This is a genomic window from Mycobacterium sp. smrl_JER01 (genome assembly GCF_048513595.2).
Taxonomy (GTDB): Bacteria; Actinomycetota; Actinomycetes; order Mycobacteriales; family Mycobacteriaceae; genus Mycobacterium.
On the sequence record NZ_JBLXXK020000001.1, the window covers coordinates 2,954,822 to 2,977,204 of the forward strand.

General features: G+C 66.9%; 24 protein-coding genes, 1 tRNA gene and 1 pseudogene. 19 read left to right on the top strand and 7 right to left on the bottom strand.

The window, feature by feature from the left end; translation table 11 throughout:
- From ACNUDN_RS13955 to ACNUDN_RS13975, 5 genes are all read left to right on the top strand, one after another.
- The gene (locus tag ACNUDN_RS13955; RefSeq protein ID WP_419122488.1) at positions 1-744 is read left to right on the top strand and encodes a pseudouridine synthase; all 744 of its coding nucleotides are present in this window, start codon (positions 1-3) and stop codon (positions 742-744) included.
- On the top strand, positions 741-1,427 hold the full coding sequence (gene cmk / locus ACNUDN_RS13960) for a (d)CMP kinase (RefSeq protein ID WP_419122489.1): 687 nt from the start codon (positions 741-743) through the stop codon (positions 1,425-1,427). Before ACNUDN_RS13955 ends, cmk begins: the two co-directional genes overlap by 4 nt.
- Positions 1,424-2,851: a ribosome biogenesis GTPase Der gene (gene der / locus ACNUDN_RS13965; RefSeq protein ID WP_419122490.1), complete on the top strand. Its 1,428-nt coding sequence runs from the start codon at positions 1,424-1,426 to the stop codon at positions 2,849-2,851. Before cmk ends, der begins: the two co-directional genes overlap by 4 nt.
- 131 nt (positions 2,852-2,982) lie before the next feature.
- Positions 2,983-3,750, top strand: a complete 768-nt coding sequence (locus ACNUDN_RS13970; RefSeq protein WP_419125164.1) for a sulfite exporter TauE/SafE family protein — start codon at positions 2,983-2,985, stop codon at positions 3,748-3,750.
- 213 nt (positions 3,751-3,963) lie between these two features.
- Positions 3,964-4,878 (top strand): sulfite exporter TauE/SafE family protein, encoded by a 915-nt coding sequence (locus tag ACNUDN_RS13975; protein ID WP_419122491.1) that lies wholly within the window; start codon positions 3,964-3,966, stop codon positions 4,876-4,878.
- On the opposite strand, the gene ACNUDN_RS13980 is transcribed toward ACNUDN_RS13975, so the two are convergent.
- Positions 4,858-6,348 (bottom strand): cryptochrome/photolyase family protein, encoded by a 1,491-nt coding sequence (locus ACNUDN_RS13980; protein ID WP_419122492.1) that lies wholly within the window; start codon positions 6,346-6,348, stop codon positions 4,858-4,860. The two genes, ACNUDN_RS13975 and ACNUDN_RS13980, sit on opposite strands and share 21 nt — an antisense overlap.
- Before the next feature lie 114 nt (positions 6,349-6,462).
- Between ACNUDN_RS13980 and ACNUDN_RS13985 the strand changes: the two genes are divergently transcribed.
- Positions 6,463-6,536 (top strand) — tRNA-Pro (locus ACNUDN_RS13985).
- 361 nt (positions 6,537-6,897) lie between these two features.
- On the opposite strand, the gene ACNUDN_RS13990 is transcribed toward ACNUDN_RS13985, so the two are convergent.
- From ACNUDN_RS13990 to ACNUDN_RS14000, 3 genes are all read right to left on the bottom strand, one after another.
- On the bottom strand, positions 6,898-7,107 hold the full coding sequence (locus ACNUDN_RS13990; protein ID WP_419122493.1) for a hypothetical protein: 210 nt from the start codon (positions 7,105-7,107) through the stop codon (positions 6,898-6,900).
- Between the two features lie 391 nt (positions 7,108-7,498).
- Positions 7,499-8,011, bottom strand: a complete 513-nt coding sequence (locus ACNUDN_RS13995; RefSeq protein ID WP_419122494.1) for a GNAT family N-acetyltransferase — start codon at positions 8,009-8,011, stop codon at positions 7,499-7,501.
- Positions 8,012-8,014: 3 nt separating this feature from the next.
- Entirely contained in the window at positions 8,015-8,284 is a 270-nt protein-coding gene (locus ACNUDN_RS14000; RefSeq protein ID WP_419122495.1) for a type II toxin-antitoxin system TacA family antitoxin, read from the bottom strand.
- Between the two features lie 381 nt (positions 8,285-8,665).
- Between ACNUDN_RS14000 and ACNUDN_RS14005 the strand changes: the two genes are divergently transcribed.
- The 12 genes and pseudogenes from ACNUDN_RS14005 to ACNUDN_RS14060 all read left to right on the top strand — a co-directional run bounded on the left by ACNUDN_RS14005 (position 8,666) and on the right by ACNUDN_RS14060 (position 18,947).
- A complete protein-coding gene (locus ACNUDN_RS14005; RefSeq protein ID WP_419122496.1) occupies positions 8,666-9,499 on the top strand; it encodes an alpha/beta fold hydrolase in 834 nt (277 codons plus the stop codon).
- Entirely contained in the window at positions 9,496-10,191 is a 696-nt protein-coding gene (locus tag ACNUDN_RS14010) for a TetR/AcrR family transcriptional regulator (protein WP_419122497.1), read from the top strand. Before ACNUDN_RS14005 ends, ACNUDN_RS14010 begins: the two co-directional genes overlap by 4 nt.
- Before the next feature lie 98 nt (positions 10,192-10,289).
- Positions 10,290-11,519, top strand: coding sequence for an FAD-dependent monooxygenase (locus ACNUDN_RS14015; RefSeq protein ID WP_419122498.1), 1,230 nt, complete (start codon positions 10,290-10,292; stop codon positions 11,517-11,519).
- A gap of 10 nt (positions 11,520-11,529) precedes the next feature.
- A complete protein-coding gene (locus ACNUDN_RS14020; protein ID WP_419122499.1) occupies positions 11,530-12,174 on the top strand; it encodes a TetR/AcrR family transcriptional regulator in 645 nt (214 codons plus the stop codon).
- Positions 12,175-12,178: 4 nt separating this feature from the next.
- Positions 12,179-13,054 carry an endonuclease/exonuclease/phosphatase family protein gene (locus ACNUDN_RS14025; RefSeq protein ID WP_419122500.1) on the top strand — a complete coding sequence of 292 codons (876 nt, stop codon included), beginning with the start codon at positions 12,179-12,181 and terminating at the stop codon, positions 13,052-13,054.
- A 63-nt stretch (positions 13,055-13,117) separates the two neighbouring features.
- Entirely contained in the window at positions 13,118-13,357 is a 240-nt protein-coding gene (locus ACNUDN_RS14030; RefSeq protein WP_419122501.1) for a hypothetical protein, read from the top strand.
- A gap of 75 nt (positions 13,358-13,432) precedes the next feature.
- Entirely contained in the window at positions 13,433-13,807 is a 375-nt protein-coding gene (locus tag ACNUDN_RS14035) for an ArsR/SmtB family transcription factor (RefSeq protein WP_419122502.1), read from the top strand.
- Positions 13,804-14,908, top strand: a pseudogene (arsB, locus tag ACNUDN_RS14040) (ACR3 family arsenite efflux transporter); the annotation flags it as partial. The gene ACNUDN_RS14035 and the pseudogene arsB, both read left to right, overlap by 4 nt.
- Positions 14,909-14,923: 15 nt before the next feature.
- Positions 14,924-15,595, top strand: a complete 672-nt coding sequence (locus ACNUDN_RS14045) for an arsenate reductase ArsC (RefSeq protein ID WP_419125165.1) — start codon at positions 14,924-14,926, stop codon at positions 15,593-15,595.
- A gap of 11 nt (positions 15,596-15,606) precedes the next feature.
- Positions 15,607-16,032 (top strand): arsenate-mycothiol transferase ArsC, encoded by a 426-nt coding sequence (locus ACNUDN_RS14050; protein ID WP_419122503.1) that lies wholly within the window; start codon positions 15,607-15,609, stop codon positions 16,030-16,032.
- A gap of 69 nt (positions 16,033-16,101) precedes the next feature.
- Positions 16,102-17,511, top strand: a complete 1,410-nt coding sequence (locus ACNUDN_RS14055; protein ID WP_419122504.1) for an FAD-dependent oxidoreductase — start codon at positions 16,102-16,104, stop codon at positions 17,509-17,511.
- 155 nt (positions 17,512-17,666) lie between these two features.
- Positions 17,667-18,947, top strand: a complete 1,281-nt coding sequence (locus ACNUDN_RS14060) for an APC family permease (RefSeq protein WP_419122505.1) — start codon at positions 17,667-17,669, stop codon at positions 18,945-18,947.
- Between the two features lie 50 nt (positions 18,948-18,997).
- Here ACNUDN_RS14060 and ACNUDN_RS14065 read toward each other — a convergent pair whose 3' ends face one another.
- Genes ACNUDN_RS14065 through ACNUDN_RS14075 form a run of 3 tightly spaced genes read right to left on the bottom strand, consistent with a single transcriptional unit; the run spans position 18,998 to position 21,909 of the window.
- Positions 18,998-19,303 carry an Rv3488 family transcriptional regulator gene (locus ACNUDN_RS14065; protein ID WP_419122506.1) on the bottom strand — a complete coding sequence of 102 codons (306 nt, stop codon included), beginning with the start codon at positions 19,301-19,303 and terminating at the stop codon, positions 18,998-19,000.
- Positions 19,304-19,348: 45 nt separating this feature from the next.
- Positions 19,349-20,581: an MFS transporter gene (locus ACNUDN_RS14070; protein WP_419122507.1), complete on the bottom strand. Its 1,233-nt coding sequence runs from the start codon at positions 20,579-20,581 to the stop codon at positions 19,349-19,351.
- Positions 20,578-21,909, bottom strand: coding sequence for an NAD(P)-binding domain-containing protein (locus ACNUDN_RS14075; RefSeq protein WP_431960058.1), 1,332 nt, complete (start codon positions 21,907-21,909; stop codon positions 20,578-20,580). The genes ACNUDN_RS14070 and ACNUDN_RS14075 overlap by 4 nt, the downstream gene beginning before the upstream one ends.
- An 87-nt stretch (positions 21,910-21,996) precedes the next feature.
- Between ACNUDN_RS14075 and ACNUDN_RS14080 the strand changes: the two genes are divergently transcribed.
- Complete coding sequence (locus tag ACNUDN_RS14080; protein ID WP_419122508.1) at positions 21,997-22,356, top strand: metalloregulator ArsR/SmtB family transcription factor; 360 nt, start codon at positions 21,997-21,999, stop codon at positions 22,354-22,356.
- Positions 22,357-22,383: the final 27 nt, after the last annotated feature.

Below are 22,383 nucleotides of genomic sequence, written 5' to 3' on the forward strand. Positions count from 1 at the left end.
ATGGCCGACAACGACGGTGTGCGGCTGCAGAAAGTGTTGTCGCAGGCGGGAATCGCCTCGCGGCGGGTCGCCGAGAAGATGATCCGGGACGGCCGGGTCGAGGTTGACGACCGGATTGTCACCGAGCTGGGAACGCGAGTGGATCCGGAGGTTTCGGTGATTCGGGTCGACGGTGCCAGGATCACCGTTGACGACACGCTGGTGCACCTGGCGATCAACAAACCGCGCGGAATGCACTCGACGATGTCGGATGATCGCGGCCGACCGTGTGTCGGTGATCTGGTCGAACACAGAGTTCGCGGCAACAAGAAACTGTTTCACGTCGGTCGCCTCGACGCCGACACCGAGGGTCTGTTGCTGCTGACCAACGACGGCGAACTTGCGCACCGGCTGATGCATCCGTCGTTCGAGGTTCCGAAGGCCTATGTCGCCACCGTGCTCGGCGCGGTGCCTCGCGGGTTGGGCCGCAAGCTTCGCGAGGGGATAGAGCTCGACGACGGCCCGGTCCACGTCGACGATTTCGCGGTGGTCGACACGCTTCCCGGCAGAACCTTGGTGCGGGTCACCCTGCACGAGGGGCGCAAGCACATCGTGCGTCGCCTGTTGGCCAAAGTGGGATTCCCGGTTCAGGAGTTGGTCCGCACCGACATCGGCCCGGTGACGTTGGGGGATCAGCGGCCGGGCAGCATCCGGGTGTTGACCCAGAAGGAGATCGGCGAGTTGTACAAGGCGGTGGGGCTGTGACCCGTTCCCTGGTGATCGCGATCGATGGACCTGCCGGAACCGGAAAATCCTCGGTGGCAAGGGGTTTGGCCTCGCTTCTGGATGCCAGATATCTGGACACCGGCGCGATGTACCGGATCGTCACCCTCGGGGTGCTGCGTGCGGGGATAGATCCGGCTGATCCCGCGGCGGTGGCGCAGGTCGCCGGACAGGTCGAGCTGGCGGTCGGTTACGACCCGGGGGAGGACCGTTCGTATCTGGCCGGGGAGGACGTCTCAACAGAGATCCGCGGTGCGGCCGTCACCAAGGCGGTGTCGGCGGTCTCGGCGGTGCCCGCCGTACGAACTCGGCTGGTCGCCCTGCAGCGCGAGTTAGCCTCTGCACCAGGCAATGTCGTTGTGGAAGGCCGGGACATCGGCACGGTGGTACTGCCCGACGCAGATGTGAAGATCTTTCTCACCGCCTCGGCAGAGGAACGGGCTCGGCGCCGCAACGAACAGAACATCGCCGCCGGACTGCCCGGCGACTACGACGCGGTGCTCGCCGATGTGAAACGTCGCGACCATCTCGACTCCACCAGGGCGGTGTCGCCGTTGCGTGCCGCCGACGACGCACTCGTGGTGGACACCAGCAGCATGAACCAGTCCGAGGTCGTCGCGCATCTGACCGAGCTCGTCGAACAGAAAGCGGGTGCGCGGCGATGACAGAGGATGGTGTCGACGGGACCTGGTCAGACGAAAGCGACTGGGAGCATTGGGCCGACGAGGCCGGTGCCGATATCGCCGAGGCGGTCGAGGAGGTCGCGGCACCGCCGCCGGTGGTGGCCGTTGTCGGCCGCCCGAACGTCGGTAAGTCGACTCTGGTCAACCGCATTCTGGGGCGGCGGGAAGCGGTGGTGCAGGACGTTCCCGGCGTGACCAGGGACCGGGTTTCCTATGACGCGACCTGGTCGGGGCAGAAGTTCGTGGTGCAGGACACCGGCGGATGGGAACCCGACGCCAAGGGGCTGCAGCAGCTGGTCGCCGAACAGGCTTCGGTGGCGATGCGCACCGCCGACGCCATCATCTTCGTCGTCGATTCCGTTGTGGGGGCCACCGCCGCCGACGAAGCCGCGGCAAAATTGTTGCAGCGCTCGGGAAAACCGGTGTTCCTGGCTGCCAACAAGGTGGACAACGAACGCGGCGAGGCCGACGCCGCCGCGCTGTGGTCGCTGGGGTTGGGGGAGCCGCACCCCATCAGCGCCATGCACGGGCGCGGTGTGGCTGATCTGCTCGACACCGTCATCGAATCGCTGCCGACCACATCGGAGGTTTCCGGCGCCGGTGGTGGCGGTCCCCGCCGGGTGGCGCTGGTGGGTAAACCGAACGTCGGGAAGTCGTCATTGCTGAACCGCCTTGCCGGGGATCAGCGCTCGGTGGTTCACGACGTCGCAGGAACGACGGTCGACCCGGTGGATTCGCTCATCGAAATGGACGGCAAGCTCTGGCGTTTCGTCGACACCGCGGGATTGCGGCGTAAGGTCGGGCAGGCCAGCGGGCACGAGTTCTACGCCTCGGTGCGTACCCACGGCGCCATCGATTCCGCCGAGGTCGCCATCGTCCTGGTGGACGCATCGCAGCCGCTGACCGAGCAGGATCAGCGTGTGCTGTCCATGGTGGTCGAGGCGGGCCGGGCGCTGGTGCTGGCGTTCAACAAATGGGACCTGGTCGACGAGGACCGTCGCTACCTACTGGACCGCGAGATCGATCTGCAGCTGGCGCAGCTGCAGTGGGCGCCGCGGGTGAACATCTCGGCCAAGACCGGCCGCGCGGTGCAGAAGCTGGTGCCCGCGCTCGAGACGGCGTTGCGCTCGTGGGACACCCGAGTCTCCACCGGCCGGTTGAACACCTTCTTCAAGGAGGTGGTCGCCGCGACGCCGCCGCCGGTGCGCGGCGGGAAACAGCCGCGCATCCTGTTCGCCACCCAGGCCACGGCGCGACCGCCGACCTTCGTGTTGTTCACCACCGGCTTCCTGGAGGCCGGCTACCGCCGTTTCTTGGAGCGACGGCTGCGCGAGGCGTTCGGTTTCGAGGGCTCGCCGATCCGGATCAACGTCCGGGTCCGGGAGAAGCGCGGAGCGAAGCGCTAGCGGAGCGACCATGGACACCGAGCGAAGCGCTAGCGGAGCGACCATGGACACCGAGCGAAGCGCTAGCTCGTACGCCCGATCCGGTTCGGCGGGACCGCTTCGCTAGGGTTGGCCGAGTGCCTGTCGTCGATATGATCCTGATCGGGCTGGCGGGGGTGGGGGCCGGTGCCATCAACGCCATCGTCGGCTCCGGCACCCTGATCACCTTCCCCACTCTGGTGGCGCTCGGATTCCCGCCGGTGACGGCCACCATGTCGAATGCGGTCGGTCTGGTCGCGGGCGGAGTCTCTGGTACCTGGGGGTATCGGCGGGAGCTGCGTGGGCAGTGGCACCGGCTGCGCTGGCAGATCCCCGCGTCGCTGCTGGGGGCCGGTGGCGGGGCGTGGCTGCTGTTGCACCTGCCGGAGAAGGTGTTCGTCACCGTCGTTCCTGTCCTGCTGGTGCTGGCCCTGGCCCTGGTCGTGATCGGTCCGCGCATCCAGAACTGGGCCCGGCAACGCGCAGAGGCTGCGGGACGATCGGTCGATCACGTGTCGGCGGCGCGGATGACGGCGTTGGTGGCGGCCACCTTTGCGGTCGGCGTGTACGGCGGCTACTTCACCGCGGCACAGGGCATCCTGCTGATCGCCGCGATGGGTGCGCTGCTCCCGGAGGACATGCAGCGGATGAACGCCGCCAAGAATCTGCTGTCGCTGCTGGTCAACGTCGTCGCGGCGGCGGCCTACACCCTGGTGGCGTTCGACCGGATCAGCTGGGTGGCCGCAGGTCTGATCGCGGTGGGTTCGCTGCTCGGCGGGTTCCTGGGCGCGCACTACGGCCGACGGTTGTCGCCGGGCGCGCTGCGGGCCGTGATCGTGGTGGTCGGCCTCATCGGGCTCTACCGCCTGCTGACCGTGTAATCTGTGCAAGGTTCTGGACGACGACTCTGATGATGGGATCCACGATGGCTGATCGCGTGCACATCGCGCCGGCTCCCTCAGAGGCATCCGCGCTGGAGCCGTTCTGGCCGTCGCGTCGGCTGATGGCTTTCGACGAGTGGTGTTGTCCGCGTCCCTGACGCGCCCACCCGTCTGTCCGGTCGCCTGTGGTGACCGCTGTTCCTGAAAGCAGCCATGCGTTCGCTTCTCATCTTCACGTTCGTCGGTGTCGGCGCACAGCTCGTCGACGGTGCGCTCGGCATGGCGTTCGGTGTCACGGCGACGACGTTGCTGGTGCTTTCCGGTGTCGGGGCCGCTCAGGCCAGTGCCGCGGTGCATCTCGCGGAGGTCGGAACCACGTTCGCTTCCGGTCTGTCGCACTGGAAGTTCAAGAACATCGACTGGAAACTGGTGCTGAAGCTGGGTGGCCCGGGTGCGGTCGGCGCCTTCCTGGGCGCGACGCTGTTGTCCTCGTTGTCCACCGAGCACGCCGCTCCGCTGATGGCGGCGATCCTGGTGGGCATCGGCATCTATGTGCTGCTGCGCTTCTCGCTGCGTACCCCGTTGACCTTCGGGACGCGGGGAGCCAGCCACAGCACGAAGTTCCTGGCCCCGCTGGGTCTGTTCGGTGGGTTCATCGACGCCTCCGGCGGCGGCGGCTGGGGTCCGGTGACCACCAGCACCCTGCTGTCGCAGGGCAAGACGGCCCCGCGGACCGTCATCGGTTCGGTCAGCGCTTCGGAGTTCCTGGTGGCCAGCTCGGCGTCGGTGGGCTTCCTGATCGGCCTTCGCCAGGAATTCTTGGAGAACTGGCCCGTGGTCGTGGGTTTGATGGTCGGCGGCGTGATCGCCGCCCCGTTCGCGGCATGGCTGGTCACCAAGGTGAGCCCGGCACTGTTGGGGACTGCCGTGGGTGGGGTCATCGTGCTGACCAACAGCCAGAAGCTGGTGCACTTCTTCGACATCCACTGGCCGTGGTCCACCGCGATCTACTCGGTGATCATCATCGCCTGGGCATCGCTGGTCATCTACGCCTGGCGGGTCACGCGTGCACCGAAGTTCGCCCCGGAACAGGCGACCGACCCGTCATCAGAAATTCTTCCGCGCTGACTCCTGCTCCAGCACGGCCTCCACATCGCCGAGCCGGTCCATCGACGACACCGCCCGGCGGGTGCGCATGTTCTTGGCCAGCCGGTCCCGGTGGCGGTGGGTGAAGGTCCAGTAGCCGGCGGTGAAGGGGCACGCGTCCTCCCCGAGTCGTTTCTTCGGGTCGTACACGCAGTCTGCGCAGTGGTCGCTCATTTTGTTGATGTACGCGCCACCCGAGGTGTACGGCTTGGTGGCGAGCAGTCCGCCGTCGGCGTGCTGGCTCATCCCGATGACGTTGGTGGGCATCACCCACCGGTAGCCGTCCACGTAGGCCGTGGCGAACCACTCGGTGAGTTCGTCGGGCCGGTATCCGCGCTGCAGCGCGTGGCTGCCGAGCACCATCAGTCGCTGGATGTGGTGGGTCCACCCGCGGTCCCGCACGCCGGCCAGCGCATGGTGCAGGCACTGGGCGGTGACCTGGTCGGCGTCGAGGTCGGCGAACCAGTCGGGCAGGTGGGTGCGGGCCTGAAGTTCGTTCTCGCGCATGTAGCCCGGCCCGAAATGCCAGTACAGGTGCCACATGTACTCGCGCCACCCCAGGATCTGGCGGATGAAACCCTCGACCGCGGGCAGTGGCGCGCGGTCGTCCCGGTAGGCCTGTTCGGCGGCTTCCACGGCGTCGAGGGGGTGCAGCACCCCGAGGTTGAGGGGGACCGACAGCAGTGAGTGCGCCATCGCCCAGTCGTCGCGCATGATGGCGTCCTCGTAGGTTCCGAACGCGGGGAGTCGGTGCTCGATGAAGCGGGCCAGCGCGCGCTTGGCTTCGGTCGGGGTGATGGCGAATAGCCGGGGACCGTCGCGCCCAACAGTGTCGAGGTCCATCCGGTCCAGATCGTGACGCACCTGCTCGTCGATGTCGTCTTCGCGGGGTTTGTAGGGCGCCGGCACGTCGAGGGTGCGCCGTTTCTTCGGCGGGGGCTCCCGATTGTCTTCGTCGTAGTTCCACCGGTTCCCGACCGGGTCGGACCCGTTCATCAGGACGTGGAAGCGGCGCCGCTGGTCGCGGTAGAAGTCCTCCAACCGGAATCGGGTGCGCTGCCCGGCCCACTCCTGGAAGTCCGTGCGGGACAGCGCGAACGTCGGAGTGGGGAGTACGTCGGCCACCAGACCCTGCCTTGTGAGCCGGTGGACGAACTTCTCGGCGGCGTGCGAGGTCGGCTGGTGCACCAGGACGGGCCGTTTGAGGCGTTTCAGAGCCTCGGTGTAGCTGTCGGCCCGGACCAGGGTGGCGCGCTCACCGAGGTCGCGTTCGGCGTGCCGCAGGGCGGAAAGGACCAGGTGCAGCTTCTGGCGGTGGTAGCGGCGTCTGCGCAGAGCGGAGGCCGCCTCGATGAGCACGACGTCGCGGTGGCTGTGCTCACCGCCGTGGACCGCCGGGCCGAGCTGGTCGGCGAACAGCCACAGCGGAGTGTCGTCGCGCGTCGTCCTCATCGCACGTTGATACCCGAAACGCCGGTCCCCGACGCGGACGACGACGCGGTTGGGATCCGAGCGTGAGGCTGAGGTAGAGTTTCGACCGCCTACCGGCGATCCCGGGAGGCACCGCGGGCTGTGGCGCAGCTTGGTAGCGCACTTGACTGGGGGTCAAGTGGTCGCAGGTTCAAATCCTGTCAGCCCGACACAGAAGTAGGCCTTAGCCTGCGATAACGCAGATGTATATCCACATGTGTCCCACGACGGTTACCCGTCGTGGGACCGCGCGGGCGCTCGCAGCGCGCTCGACGGGCTTTTTCGCCAGGGGTTCGACCCAGTTTGACGGATCATCGCGCAGTTTGTGCGCGCCTGTAGACGTCATGCTGCGCGACGGAGCCGCCGTTTTCACGCCGGGGTTGACCGCTGGTCAAGTGCGGCAACAGACACTGTTCCAGCCGCCCTTGCGTGGATCAAGGAGTTCATCTTGGGGTCGTGTTTGCGGCAGCGAGCACAGCATCGGGCATCGGTCGGTGGATCCACTGTCTGATCACAGGGTAGGAATGACTGTCAGTTCCCGCCCAGCGCTAGGCGCGCCAATGCCGCGGCGGCAGGACTCACAGTATTTCGCTCCGCGCGGGTGAAGGGCTTGTCGGTCACGTTGATCAGGATGTCGTAGACGGGTAGGTGGTGCAGCGAGTGTTCAGCAATGGAGCGACCGTCGGAGTAGCGCCAACCGAGTTCGGCCAGCAACGCGGCGATTACGTCAAGAGGCCCCATCTTCCGCCGATCGTTACGGTGCGGGGCGGCCGTGGCAGGAACCTGCGACGCAAGGAGCGGAGGCTCGGCCGGTAGCCGCTGCAGATCCGCACCGGCCACAACTCGAGAACGATTTGCAGCGACCCAACACCAGGCTCTACCCCGGCATTGCCGACACGCTGGCCACGATAGCTAGCCTGTATGAAAGAGGCAGTTGCAGTGAGGATTTCGCGTCGTACATCGCCAAGATCCGGCACGACATTGGTAGGCGCCCCTCGCTGATGGAGGCGCTCAAGGCGAGGGGACTCTGAGTGACCTCACATGCTGGGCCAGCGTGCCACGACGAACTCCGTCGACCTACGCCGTAGGGACCCGGAGATCGCCATTCTCGTTGCCGTACTTCTGGCGCACTTTACTCGTGCCAGAGCTCACCGAGTGCCTTCGCCGCTGTGGACACCTTCATGACCAAGCGACGCTCGCGGTTTCTGACGGGAACGAAATGGTAGTGCTCGTAGAAGGATTGCGCCTCGTCGTCTATGGCATCAACGACGATGAGTCGGCCGCCGCCTATTTCCGATGCGGCGACGGCTTTGCCTAGTGCGTCGAGCAGCAGCTGCTCGCCATATCCCTGACCCCGCAGCGATGTGTCGATCGCCAGGCGGGCAATCAAGTATCCGGGTATGCGGGAGTAGCCGCCGGCCATGGATGCCGAGACGCCGTCGTCGTTGCGTATAACCTCGGCGGGGCAGATGGCGAAGTAGGCGCTGACTTTCTGTTCGCCGAGCGGGGTCCACACGTAGACGTGGGCGACGCCGCTGGTGTCCGCGCGACGGGCGTGGACGATGAGCCAGGTATTCAGCAACTCCTTACCGCAGTCAAATCCTTCCAGCGTGTGGGCATCGGTGAGTCGCGCGGACTCGAACATTGTTCAACGCCTTGTGAAGACCGCCGGTTTGCGTGCGGCCGCCGCCAGCCGCGGCGCGTCGTCGGCGGCATCGAGCGAGGACATCAGTTTGTCGAACTGTTCAGGCTCCATTGCCGTTACCAACTCCTTCCGCAGGATGTCTTCGGCCCGTTGCATCGCAGCCTTCCGCACGAACTCCGACGTTTGCTCATGGACAAGGTTGGCGGCGCGCTGGATGCGGTCGAAGGTCGCCTGCTCCGCGCGAAGCTCGACGCGCTTCGTTTTAGCTGCCACAGGGGCACTTCCTTCTTCTTCTCTCAGCCATCTCGGCAAGCAGCTGACGATTACGCTATTGTACGGCGGATGTACGTACATGGCTAGTGAGTGCTGGGGCAGTCTGGGACCACGCGTTATCCGCGATGTTGAACAACCTGCGCATCCGTGAAGGCGACGCACCGCCCTGCCGACACCAGGATCATCAGCGACCTGGGAAAACGCGCTACCGCTGCTTCCTGGGGTCAAGTGGTCGCAGGTTCAAATCCTGTCAGCCCGACTGGAAACTCGCTCTGACCAGTGTCGGAGCGAATTTCATTTTGTTTCGCTGGTCGGCGGGGATCGAGTCGGTGGGGCTGCTGACTGTTTGACCGAAATCGGTCATTTGGTCAAAATGGCAGCATGGCAACACCTACTCCGCTCGTTGTCCACCACGGCGGATGCGCCGTCCATGGCTGGCTCTACGGCGATCAGTCCGCATCCGCACCGCTGGTGGTCATGGCACACGGGGCCGGTATGGATCACCGGATGTTCGATCCTCAACTCGCGCCACTGCTCGGGGCCGGCTACCGCGTGCTCACACTGGACTTTCGGGGGCACGGCAGCTCCCAGCCCCTGGGGAGGCTGCCCCTGACGATCGACGACCTCGCCGAGGACGTTCTCAGGCTCGCTGACCACGCCGCGGCCCCGCGCTTCGCGATGGTCGGCCAGTCGATGGGCGGACTCGTCGCTCAACGGCTCGCGGCACGGCACCCGCATCGGGTGGCCGCCGTGATCATCATCGGAGCGAACTGCACCACGGAAACCCTTTCTCGATGGGAGCGCTGCGGATTGCGCAGTTCGGTGAGTTGGATTCGCCTCTGGCCGTGGGGTGACCTGCGTCGACGGTCCGCGCGAGCGACCGCAATCACACCGGAAACCCGGCTCTACGCATATGAGGCGATGAGCACGCTCACCAAGACCGACTTCGTGGAGGTGTGGAAGGCTGTCGCGGGAGCGGTCCGGCCGGAGCCGGAGCATCAATCGCAGCACCCGTTGCTGCTGACCCACGGGAACCAGGACCGCACCGGAACTGTGGCAAAGTCCATGGCGGCCTGGGCCCGTCGCGACCCGTCCGCCCGCTACGACGTCACTCCCAACGCCGGCCACAATGCCAACCAGGACAACCCTGACCACTTCAACGGTCTACTTCTGCCCTTCCTCAAGGAGCACTACCCCGTGGGGGCCTCCGAATGACGCGCCAGAGCACTGCGCGGCGCACCGCGGTGATGGATGCGACCGTGTCCGTCATCCTGCAGGCAGGGATTCGACGGACATCCATCGAGCAGATCGCGCACGTCGCCCGGATCTCCAAGGGCGCGGTCTACTTGGAGTTCCCCACCAAGGAGGCTCTTCTCGAAGCCGTGGTGCGTCGGGAGTACCGCGACTATCTCGACGACGCCCTTGCTCTGGTGACAGCCGACCCAGACGGCGGGCGGCTGTCGAACATCTATCGTCATTCCATAGCGGCACTGGTGAATCGCCCGTTCATGGTGGCTCTCTACACCGACGACGGGCAGATACTCGCCGGGCTGCTCAAGGGAGCCGAGCGCTACCGCCCCCGAATGCTGTTGGGGGTCGACTTCCTGACCGAACTCGCCGAGGCCAAACTGCTTCGCGCCGACCTCGATCCCGCCTTGGTCAGCCATCTGTTAGGGACGCTGTCACTCGGCCCCCTGCTGACCGAGCCGGTTCTCCGGGACAGTTCCACCCCACCGATCGACGTCACATTCGGGCTGCTCGCTGATCTCGTGGTGCCCGGTCTCGAACCGCCGACCGGAGGCGATCCGCAGCGCGGGGCAGACGCCTTCCGAAGACTCGTGGCGGGAATGCATCGAGTCCTCGAATCGGATTTTGCCGTGCCGGGATCACCGGATCAGCTCGCCTGACACTGCGACCGAATTGCGTTGGGGGCACTGAAAGAACAGCACCTCGAAGCGTCGCTGACCACCCCAGTCGGCTACCCGGTTCCGCCCGCGACCAGGGTGTGGCCGAGTTGCGCGTCGGCGACACCCATGCCGCAACCGATCGATTAAAGCGACGAAACGTTGCTATAGTCGAGGGGAGTCACGCGTCGACAATTCGAGTACACGAGGAGCTAGAAATGCGGATCCTGGTCAGTGGGGCGGGGGTGGCCGGATTGAGCGCAGGTATCGATCTGGCGCGCGCGGGGCACCAGGTTGAGGTCGTGGAGCGTGCGAATCACCTACGGGTCAATGGCTCGCCGATCGACGTGCGTGGCGCGGCAATCCAGACCGCAAGCAGCATGGGCATTCTCGACGCCGTGCATGAACACCGGATCACGATGACCGAACAAACGACGTTCGTCGACCGCTCCGGCGCGGCCGTCGCCGGCTTGGTGCGGGAGGAGATCGACGAGTCCGCTGAGGATGTCGAGATCCCCCGTGAGGATCTGATGAACATCCTGCGCGACGCCCTGCCCAGCCAGGTCGATCTGCGGTTCAAGGAGTCCATTGCGAGTTTGGTCGATCACGGGGACAGTGTCGCGGTCAGTTTTGCCTCCGGTCGCGACGCCGTTTATGACGTCGTCGTCGGTGCCGACGGGGTGCACTCGGCGGTGCGTCGGTTGGTGTTCGGCCCGGAGAGTGAATTCACCGAGCACCTCGGGATGTACGTCGCGATCGCGGACGCCCCCGAGCAATCGACGCCGGGCAACCGCACCACCGAAGTGCTCAACGTGCCCGGACTCATGGCCGGAGTGGCCCGCTACCGCGATAAGGCTTTGGCGCTGTTCGAATTCCGGTCCGAGCCGATTGACTACGACTATCACGATCTGGATGCGCAGAAGCGCATTCTGGCCGATGCCTTCGCCGGCGTCGACGACTGGAAGATCCCGGAGTTGATCAGGACCGCACAGGACGACCCCGAGCTCTACTTCGACGCGATCGCCCAGATCAAGATGCCCCGCTGGCATCATGGTCGGGTCGTACTGATTGGTGACGCAGCGCATTGTGCGACTCCGATGGCCGGGCGCGGGACCTCGCTCGCTCTGCTCGGCGCCTGGATACTCACCGACGAACTCACCCGCCACGGTGACGACGTCGATGCCGCCTTCAGCGCGTACGAGGAACGCCTGCGACCGGAGGCGGCGGCCGCCCAGCAGTTCGCGTCCGTCGGGGCCGAGATCGTCCTGCCCGCAACGTGGGAGGCCATCGAGGCGCGCAACAGCCGGCTGCGCGCGGCCCAGCCGCTCTAGGTGATCAGCGGTGGCCGCCGAAGAAACCCCACGAGCGCCGGGCCGCCGCCCGGGCGGGCGCAACGCCGAGGTTCGCCGACGGATTCTCGATGCCGCCATTGAGCTGCTGGCACGCGACGGGATCGGGGGCTTGCGCTACGAGCAGCTCGCCGAGCTTGCGAGGGTCAACAAGGCCAGCGTGTACCGCCATTGGCCCGTCCGCTCGGCACTGGTCGCCGATGCGCTGGCCAGCTTCGGCGCCGAGGTAGCGCCCCTTGGCGACTCGGGTGACCTCGACGCCGACCTGGTCGACTTCCTGGAAGCCCTTGCCGTTGCCACGGCGAGCCCGCAGGGCCGGGCGATGCTGAACGTGGTGAGCGCAGCTCGGGAGAACCCCGAGCTGCGGGCCGTCGTCGACGAGGTGTACGACCGTCGGCTCACGGTACTCAAAGACCGACTGCAGACAGCGGTGGAACGCGGCGAGTTACCCGCGACCGACTTCGCCATCATCGGCGCGATGCTCGGCGGCAGCGTGCAGCTGTTCGTCAGCCGCGGTGCCCGCGCGTTCACTCGAGCCGACGCCCGCCGGATTACGGCGATTGTGCTGGCTGGAGTGCGCGCCACCGCCGCCGAACGCGGCGCCGAGCCAGGCCGGGGGAGGCCTCTGACACCATGACGCCGTGCGCACTTTTTTCTCCGAGCAGACACGGCGGCTGAAATGGGCGCTGCGTCCACGCCGCACGGTGACCGTCGCCCGGTTCGACGCCGAGACGGATCGGTGGGTGGACGTCGAAGCCGCCGTCGCAGTGGAGCGTGACGCATTGACGGTGGTGACCTTCAACATCTGGTTCGGCGATCACCACGCGCTCGAGCGGTATCGCGCCATCGCGAATGTGCTTGAGCCACACGCGCCGGACGTCATCGCTTTTCAGGAGGTCACCTCGGAGGCGCTCGCAGTGTTCCTCGCACAACCCTGGATACGGCAGCACTACTACCGTGCAGCGGCCACCGGCGACGATTTCGGCAGGACCGGTCTGCTGGTGCTCTCGCGGTTGCCGGTGTCTGAGGTTGTCTACACGCACCTGCCGCGCAGTGTCGGGCGCGGCCTGCTCCAGGCGAACCTGACGATCAACGGTCGCACACTGGCCATCTGTTCCCTACATCTGGAAAGCGGAAAAACTGCCGCAGAGCTACGCGCCCGCCAGCTCGACACGGTGTTCCGCACGGTCAAGGCCACCGAAAACGTGATGCTTCTCGGAGACTTCAACCTGCGCAACGCCGAGAGCATCCAGACAGCCGAACCGTACACAGATGCATGGCCGGCGCTGCGCCCGTTCGAGGACGGATTCACCGAAGACACCTCGGTCAACCTCATGCTGAGCGACACCAAAGCCAAACGTAGACAGGTGCGGTTCGACCGAGTGCTGATCAAGGGTGACCAATGGATCCCGGCACAGATCCAACTTCTGGGCACCGCGCCGATCTCGTGCGCGCTGCCACGAGTCTTCCCGTCGGATCACTTCGGTGTGTTGTGCCAGGTTGTCCGCGCTGGATGAACTCTGCGCTAACACTTTCGGTCTGCGTCGTCTCGGGACGCATCTGCCTCTAGGCTGGCGAAGATGCCCGCATCACCGCCGTCCGACGACGAGCTGCGCGTCAATTTCCAGGTTCTTCTGAATCGCGCCCTCGCACACGGCCGGATCGCACCCCATGACTGCGGTCTGGGACCCGGCACCGTCGCTGCGATCAACACCATCGCCTACGACCACCCCGACGCCGAGGCGGAGACCGTCGCAGCGGCCTACGACGCGTTCGACAAGGAACACGCAGCGGTGCACCCCACCACCAGGTCGGCATAACCGGACGTACCCGGTGGAGGGAACGTCACCGAGTGTTCGCTTGACCATTGGTTTGATATCGGTCAATATCGATACATGTCGAATCCAGAGAGCGCTGCTGTCGACGAATGCTGCGTGACCCCGCCGCTGTTGCGTGAGCCGCTGACCGAACCCGCGGCCCTCGAGATGGCCAAGAAGTTGAAGGCGCTCGCTGACCCCGTGCGGTTGAGACTGTTCAGCGCGATTGCCAGCCACTCCGGCGGCGAGGCCTGTGTGTGCGACATCTCCGGCGGCATCGATGTCTCGCAACCCACGGTGTCGCATCACCTCAAGGTGCTGCGCGACGCCGGGCTGCTGACGTCCGAGCGTCGGGCCTCATGGGTGTACTACGCCGTGGTTCCCGAGGCGCTGCGCGAGATCGCGGCGCTGCTCGATCTCAACGCCGCGGCCCTGGCGGGAGTGACGGCATGACCGATACGGTCGCCTCCGCCTCCTCGTCGCCGGTGGTGGGCAAGCTGTCCACATTGGACCGGTTCCTGCCGGTGTGGATCGGCCTCGCGATGGTTGCCGGGCTGCTGCTGGGGCGGTGGATCCCGGGCTTGGACGCCGCGCTGGAAAGTGTTCAGCTCGACGGGATTTCGCTACCGATCGCGCTCGGTCTACTGATCATGATGTACCCGGTGTTGGCCAAGGTGCGATACGACCGCCTCGACACCGTGACCGGCGACCGCAAGCTGCTGTTCAGCTCGTTGTTCTTGAACTGGGTTTTCGGACCGGCGTTGATGTTCGCCCTGGCCTGGCTGATGCTGCCGGATCTACCGGAGTATCGCACCGGCTTGATCATCGTCGGACTGGCCCGCTGCATCGCCATGGTGATCATCTGGAACGACCTGGCCTGCGGCGACCGGGAAGCTGCGGCGGTGCTCGTCGCGCTCAACTCGCTGTTCCAGGTCGTGATGTTCGCGTTCCTGGGCTGGTTCTACCTGTCGGTGCTGCCGGGCTGGCTCGGTCTGGAGCAGACCACCATCGACACCTCGCCGTGGCAGATCGCCAAGTCGGTGCTGATCTTCCTCGGCATCCCGCTGCTGGCCGGCTACCTGTCCCGACGGATCGGTGAAAAGACCAAGGGCCGTGACTGGTACGAGTCCACGTTCCTGCCACGCGTGGGTCCGTGGGCCCTCTACGGCCTGTTGTTCACCATCGTCCTCCTGTTCGCGCTGCAAGGTGAACAGATCACCAGCCACCCACTCGACGTGGTTCGGATCGCGCTTCCCCTGCTGGCGTACTTCGCCATCATGTGGGGCGGCGGATATCTGCTCGGTGCGATGATCGGGTTGGGCTACGCGCGCACCACCACGCTCGCATTCACCGCCGCAGGCAACAACTTCGAGCTGGCCATCGCGGTCGCCATCGCCACCTACGGCGCGACCTCCGGGCAAGCGCTGGCCGGTGTGGTCGGCCCGCTGATCGAAGTTCCGGTCCTGGTCGCCCTCGTGTACGTGTCACTGGCGTTGCGTCGCCGCTTCGGCGACCACGCAACCGTGGCCGCCGAAGTCCCCGCATCAACGACAAAGGAGTCGAAACACCATGAATGACAGCCCTGCCGCCCTGCGCCCGCGCCGCAACCTGTCCATCGACCAGCAGCATGCCCTCAAGACGGCGGCCACCCGGTTGGAGCGCGACTTCGCCGGCACGTTCGGTGTGGAGACGATCGAACGGTTCCTGCACTCGTCATACGACCAATTCGCCGGCCGCGCAACCATTCCGAACTTCCTGCCGCTGTTGGCCGAGCGATTCGCCAGGCAACGCCTGCACGCGCTGGCGCGGGTAGAAGGCAAGATCAGCGACGGCAAACCCACCGTGCTGTTCCTGTGCACCCACAACGCCGGCCGGTCTCAGATGGCGTTGGGATACTTCTCCCACTTTGCCGGCGACCAGGCGGTGGCGTGGTCGGGGGGCTCCGAGCCCGGCGACGCCATCAACCCCGCCGCCGTGGAGGCGATGGCCGAGGTCGGCATCGACATCACCGGTGAATTCCCCAAGCCGTGGACCGACGAGATCGTCCAGGCCGCCGATGTGGTGATCACCATGGGCTGCGGGGACGCCTGCCCGATCTTCCCCGGCAAGCGCTACGAGAACTGGGAACTGCCCGACCCCGCCGGTCTGGACGTCGACGCAGTCCGCTCGATCCGCGACGACCTGGAAGAACGAGTTCGTCGCCTGCTCGCCGAGCTCGACGTCGCCGCTCGTCAGCCCTGAAACGGGTCGCAATGTCCGGTGCGTCCAGACCGTCGGTGCTTTTCGTCTGTGTGAAGAACGGTGGCAAGTCCCAGATGGCCGCGGGGTTGATGCGACAGCTCGCCGGCGACGGGGTGAGCGTGTACTCGGCGGGCACCAAACCCGGCACCGCGGTGAACAATCTGTCAGCGGACGCGCTGCTCGAGGTGGGCGTCGACATCACCGGTGAACAGCCCAAGCCGGTCGACTACGAGCTGGCTCGTGACGTCGATCTGGTGGTCACCCTCGGCCGGGAAGCGCGACTCGATCCGCTGCCGGGCACCCGGGTCGAGAACTGGGACACCGACGAGCCCTCCGACCGTGGCATCGACGGGCTGGAACGCATGCGCCTGGTCCGCGACGACATCGCCGTGCGTGTTCAACACCTGCACACCAGGCTGACCGGCGTCACCGCCTGACACACGCACCGACGCTGCAGCGCGGCAGCACAACCTTTTCCGCTCTGGACCTACCGAGGAGACTTCGTCATGCCCGCACGCCATATCGTCGCCATCGGTGGCAGTGACGCCGGAATCAGCGCCGCGCTGCGCATCCGAGAACTCGACCCCGGCACCGACGTGACCGTCGTCGTCGCCGACGCGTTCCCGAACTTCTCGATCTGCGGCATCCCGTACTACGTCTCCGGTGAAGTCACCCACTGGACCGATCTGGCCCACCGCACCGCCGACGATCTGGCCGCCACCGGCATGCGGGTGCTCACCGACACCCGGGCCACCCGAATCAACGTCGCCGAGCACACTCTCGACGTTCTCGACGCGACCGGCGCGCCCGCCGAGTTGTCGTACGACGCGTTGGTTGTGGGAACCGGCGCGGTCAGCGCACGCCCACCGATCGACGGGTTGACCGGACCTGAGGCGCTCGGCCCCGCCGACGGTGTGCATCTGCTGCATTCGATGGGCGACACCTTCGCCGTCATGCAGTCGCTGGAGGAACGTCAACCGGCCACCGCGGCCATCATCGGTGCCGGCTACATCGGCCTTGAGATGGCCGAGGCGCTCACCACGCGCGGTATCGCCGTAACCCAGATCGAGGCGCTTCCCGAGGTGTTACCCACCGTCGACCGCGAGTTGGGCACGCTTGTCCACGACGAACTGCACCGCCACGGTGTGCAGGTCCTGACCAACACCACGGTCACCCGCATCGCCCGTACCGACACCGGTGCGATCGCCGTCACCGCCACCCAGCACGGCCAAACCATCGAGAAGACAGTGGATTTCGTGCTCGTCGTGGTCGGTGTGCGACCCGATGTGGAGCTGGCCGTCGACGCCGGCGCCGAGCTGGGTGTCAAAGGCGCCATCGCCGTGGATGAGGCGATGCGCACCAATCTGCCCGATGTGTTCGCCGCCGGTGACTGCGTCCACACCCACCACCGCCTGCTGGGGGTCACCTGGCTGCCTCTCGGTACCACCGCGCACAAGCAGGGCCGCGTCGCCGGGGAGAACGCACTCGGAGGCTCGGCGCGTTTCGCCGGGAGCCTCGGCACCCAGGTCGTCAAGGTGTTCGATCTGGTGGCTGCCCGCACCGGCCTGCGCGATCACGAAGTACTCGCGGCGGGTCGCGACTGGACACCCGTCACGACCTCTGCGGCACCGGACGACCACAAGGCGTACTACCCGGGTGCGACCCCCATCCACATCCGCATCACCGGTGATGAACGCAGCGGTCGACTGCTCGGCGCACAGCTGATCGGGCGCCGGAGCGCCGAGGTTGCCAAGCGGGTCGACACCTATGCCACCGCACTGTTCCATGAGATGACCGTCGAGGCCCTCTCGGACCTCGACCTGTCCTACACTCCGCCACTGGGATCCCCCTGGGATGCCACACAGATGGCCGCTCAGTCATGGACCCGCGAGCTGCGGTCGAAAGCGTTCACCTGACAGGACGGCGTCCGTAGCCGGACCGCGGCCGTTGCCACGAGCCGGCCGCGGTCGCCGGCGGCGGTGCGGGGAGTTCACGCACTGCTCACCGGAACCGGTATCGAACTCCGATATCGGGGAGCATAAAATGGGAGCGGTGACGGCTACGGAGCAACATGGCGGGGGATAAGACGGCCGGTGTGTCCGGTGGCGAGTTGCGGCGGAGCCTGGGCGTCGGCGATGCGGTCGTGGTCGGTTTGGGGGCGATGGTCGGGGCGGGGGTGTTCGCCGCGTTGGGCCCGGCGGCGCAGGCCGCTGGTGCGGGCCTACTGATCGGGCTGGTGATCGCCGGTGTGGTCGCCTACTGCAATGCGGTGTCATCGGCACGGCTGGCGGCGCGGTATCCGGCATCCGGGGGTACCTACGTATACGGCCGCGAGCGGTTGGGCGACTTCTGGGGATATCTGGCGGGGTGGGGATTCGTGGTCGGCAAGACCGCGTCCTGCGCGGCAATTGCGTTGACCGTCGGGCTCTATGCGTGGCCGGCGCACGCGCACGCGGTGGCGGTAGCCGCGGTTCTGGCCCTGACCGCAGTCAACTACTTCGGTGTCCAGAAATCCGCGTGGGTGACCCGGGCTATCGTGGCGGTGGTGTTGACCGTACTGGCCGCTGTCGTGGTGTCGGTGTTCGCTTCGGACACCAGCGATTTCGCGAATCTGTCTGTGACACAGAGTGTGTCAGCGGGTGGTGTGCTGCAGGCGGCGGCGCTGCTGTTCTTCGCTTTCGCCGGATACGCGCGGATCGCCACCCTCGGTGAGGAAGTGCGTAACCCGACGACCGCCATTCCGCGGGCCATCGTCACGGCTTTGGTCATCACCCTGATCGTCTACGGGCTGGTCGCCGCTGCTGTTCTGGCGGCCTTGGGGCCCGACGGTCTGGCGCAGTCGGCGGCACCGCTTGTCGAGGCGGTTCGCGCCACCGGCCACCCGTGGCTCGTCCCTGTGGTCGGGGTCGCCGCGGTGCTGGCCGCATTGGGATCCCTGCTGGCGTTGATCCTCGGTGTCTCACGCACGACCCTGGCGATGGCCCGTGACCGCCACCTGCCTGCGCCACTGGCCGTCGTGCATCCGCGCTTCGCGGTGCCGCACCGCGCTGAGATCGCTGTCGGGGTGATCGTTGCGGTGCTGGCCGCCACCGTCGATCTGCGGGAAGCGATCGGGTTCTCGTCGTTCGCCGTGCTCGTCTACTACGCGATCGCCAACGCGTCTGCCTGGACCCTGACCGCCGAGGAGGGGCGCCCGCGGGCGGCCGTTCCGCTCATCGGGTTCACCGGTTGTGTGGTGCTGGCGTTCGCAGTGCCCCTGACTTCAGCGCTCGCCGGTCTGGCGGTGCTGGGCCTGGGTGCGGCGGTGTATGCCATCAGAAAAGTCGCCTCACGACGCGCATCTCAGTCCTGACCGGGGCGCCCGCCCGCTGCATCCGCGGGGACGACGGCGCCGCGCCTCGTCTAGACCCCGGGGTCGCCCAGCACCTCACGGGCGAGTTCGCGCAGCGCAACGCGGTCCTGCTCCAAGGCTTTCCTACCCGCACGGGTGGCGCGATAGATACGCCGAGTTCGGCCGTCGACGACACGCTGCGTTGAGGACAGCAGGCCCTCGGCCTCCAGACGATGCAACGTCGGGTACAGCGTGCCCGGACTGATGTCATAGCCGTGGCGCGCCAACTCGGCGGTCAGCCAGGCGCCATGAACGCCGTGTTCGGCCGCGTGGTGCAAGATGTGCACCCGCACGGCTCCCCGCTGAAACTCGCGCATCGCAGTCAATCCCGGGTTGTTGAATCCGATATCGGCTCCGCAAGTTTACCGGCGAGACCGGGTACTCGCGCGGGGTGCCCGCGCGTCGGCTCGCGGTCGGGAAGCCGCTGCCAGCAGCGCGCCGGCGGCGGCGATCGCACCGAGCGCGACGAACATGGCGTCGTACCCGCCGAGCAGGCTGGCCAGGCCGGCGCCGACGAACGGTCCGACCGCGGTGGCGATCATCACCGGGGCATTCAGAATGCCGCTCAGGTGACCGTAGTGCGAGGCGCCCCAACGCTCGGTGACGGCGGTCGCCTGCAGCAGAGTCATGATGCCGCGCATGATCCCGGCGCCGATGGCCACCGCCAGCAGCGCGCCGTAGGCGGTGAACATCCCCAACATCGCGGTGGTGGCGGCGACGCCGGTGATGATCAGCACCGTGCGGGGCACGACGCCGACGCGCCGCACCAATGCGGCGTAGCCGAGGCGGCCCAGAACCTGGCCTGCACCGCCCAAGCCGAGCGCGACCGCCGCCGCGCCGGTGCTGATGCCGCGCTGATCCATCAACGGCACCATATTGGCGATGACCGCGTACGAGGCGAGCCCGGCGAGGGCGAAGGCCGCGATCAGTGCCAGAAAGGGCCAACTCCGCGCCGTACGCGTGGGTGGCTCCACGTGATGTTCGACAGTGAGCGAGGGCCACGGGCGTCGCAGACCGAAGAAATGTGCCGGGATGGTGATCGTTGCCAGGACGGCCGCCAGAACGAGATAACTCTGGCGCCAACTCATCTGGGCGCTCAGCGCGGCGGTGACGGGCGCGAAGACGGTGCTGGCGAATCCCGCGACGAGCGTCAGCACCGTCAGTGCCCGCACGGCACCGGCGCCGTAGAACCGGGTCAGCGCGGCGAACGCCGGGGCGTAGAACACCGCACTCATCGCCACCCCGGCCAGCAGCCACGCCGCGGCGAACCAGCCGTAGCTCGGCGCTGCCGCTACCGCGAGCACCGACAGGACGCCGAGAATGGACCCGGCGGTCATGATCCGACGGGGGCCGATGCGGTCGAGCCACCGCCCGACCGGCACACCCACCAGCGCCGACGTCACCAGTCCGGCCGAAAACGCCGCGGTGACCGCAGGGGCCGACCAGCCGGTGTCGGCGCTGATCTGACCGGACAGCACCGTGAAGGCGTAGTACAACACACCCCAGCTGGTGATCTCGGTGATACACAGCGTCACCAGCACCCAGCGCAGCCCATCAGCATTGCCGGCCGGCCCGGGAGAAATCCCCGTGATCATCCGCCAATCGGGTTGAGCGACAACGGTTGCGGTGCCGACGGGACCGGCCCGCAGCATCCGCCGCCGGTGTTCTCAGCTTCGGGACTGTCGAAGAGCCCGGCCCCGTTGCACACCCCGGTGTCGGGGAGCGTCAACTCGACGCGTCGGGCGGCCTCGTCATCGCCGGCCAGTTTGGCAGCGATACTGCGGACCTGCTCGTAACCGGTCATGGCCAGAAAGGTGGGGGCCCTGCCGTAGGACTTCATCCCCACGATGTACAGGTCGGGCTCGGGGTGGGCGAGTTCGGCCGCGCCGTGGGGCAGCACACTGCCGCAGGAGTGCATGTTCGGATCGATGGAGCCGGCCAATCGGACCGGCGCCTGCAGGATCGGATCCAACTCGAGGCGCATCTCGGACAGGAACGACAGGTCCGGCCGGAACCCGGTGAGCACCACCACGTGGTCGGCGGGCGATAGTACGCGCCCGTCCTCGGCCCCCACCAGCGCTCGACCGTCTGACAGGTCGACGCGCTCCGTGCGGAACCCGGTCAGCAGCGACACCCTGCCATCCTCGACGGCTTCTTTGGATCGCACGCCCAGGGCGCCGCGCTGCGGCAGTTCATCGGCGGCGCCGCCGCCGAAGGTGTCGCCGACCATCCCGCGACGCAGCAGCCAGGTCACCGTCGTCGACGGATCCCGGCGCACCACCTCACCGAGCTGGATCACCGCCGTCATCGCGGAGTGGCCACTGCCGACGATCACCACATGCTTGCCCGCCCACTCCGAGGCCTGCGCCGGGGTCGGCGGCACGTAGGTCAGCACACCGGCGGCCGCGGCCGCGCGTTCCCCGATCGCCGGAACACCGTCGGCACCCGCCGGATTCGGTTGGCCCCAGGTGCCCGACGCATCGATGACCGCGCGCGCCTGCACCCGACACTCAGTTCCGCCGACCCCGCTGACGTGCACGATGAACGGGGACTCGGCGCGGCCCGGGCTGACCAGCCGGTCCCGGCCCAGCCGGGACACCGCCTCCACACGCGCGCCGAACTGCACACGTGCGCCCAGGGCGTCGGCCAGCGGCGCCAGGTAGTCGTCGATCCAGTTCCGGCCGGTCGGGAACCCGGACTCGGGAGCGGTCCAGCCCGTGGGTTCCAGCAGCCGAGCAGCGGCCGGGTCGACCAGTTCGGGCCATGGCGAGAAGGTGCGGACATGCTCCCAGTGCTGGACCGCGGACCCGGGACCCGCGCCGGCCTCCAACACCAACGGGGTCAGTCCGCGCTCGAGCAGGTGCGCTGCCGCCGCCAGACCCAACGGTCCGGCGCCGATCACCACGACGGGAAGCTCCGACATCTGTACTCCTTCCATCGACATCTTTCGATGAATCCGATCGTGCTTGACCCATCGATGTTTGTCAATGCGTGTGTCATCATGGGAGCCATGGCCACCACGACCGCCCCGTTGACCTCCGGTGACGTGACCGCCTGCTGCTCGCCGTTGACCGGTGGCGTGCTCGACACCGCAGCCGCCGAGCGTCTCGCCGCCGTATTCAAGGCGCTCGCCGACCCCGCACGGGTCAAACTGGTCTCCCTGATCGCGGCCTCCGAGGGCGGCGAATCCTGCATTTGCGATCTCACCGGACCGCTCGGGCTGAGTCAGCCCACGGTGTCACACCACATGAAGATGCTGGTCGATGCCGGCCTGGTCAGCCGCGATCAGCGCGGAAAATGGGCGTACTACCGCGTCAACGTCACCGCACTGGACCGCATCGCGACGGCCGTCTCGCCAACCCGGCCGTGACAAGCCTCGGCAGAACCGAGGACTCCC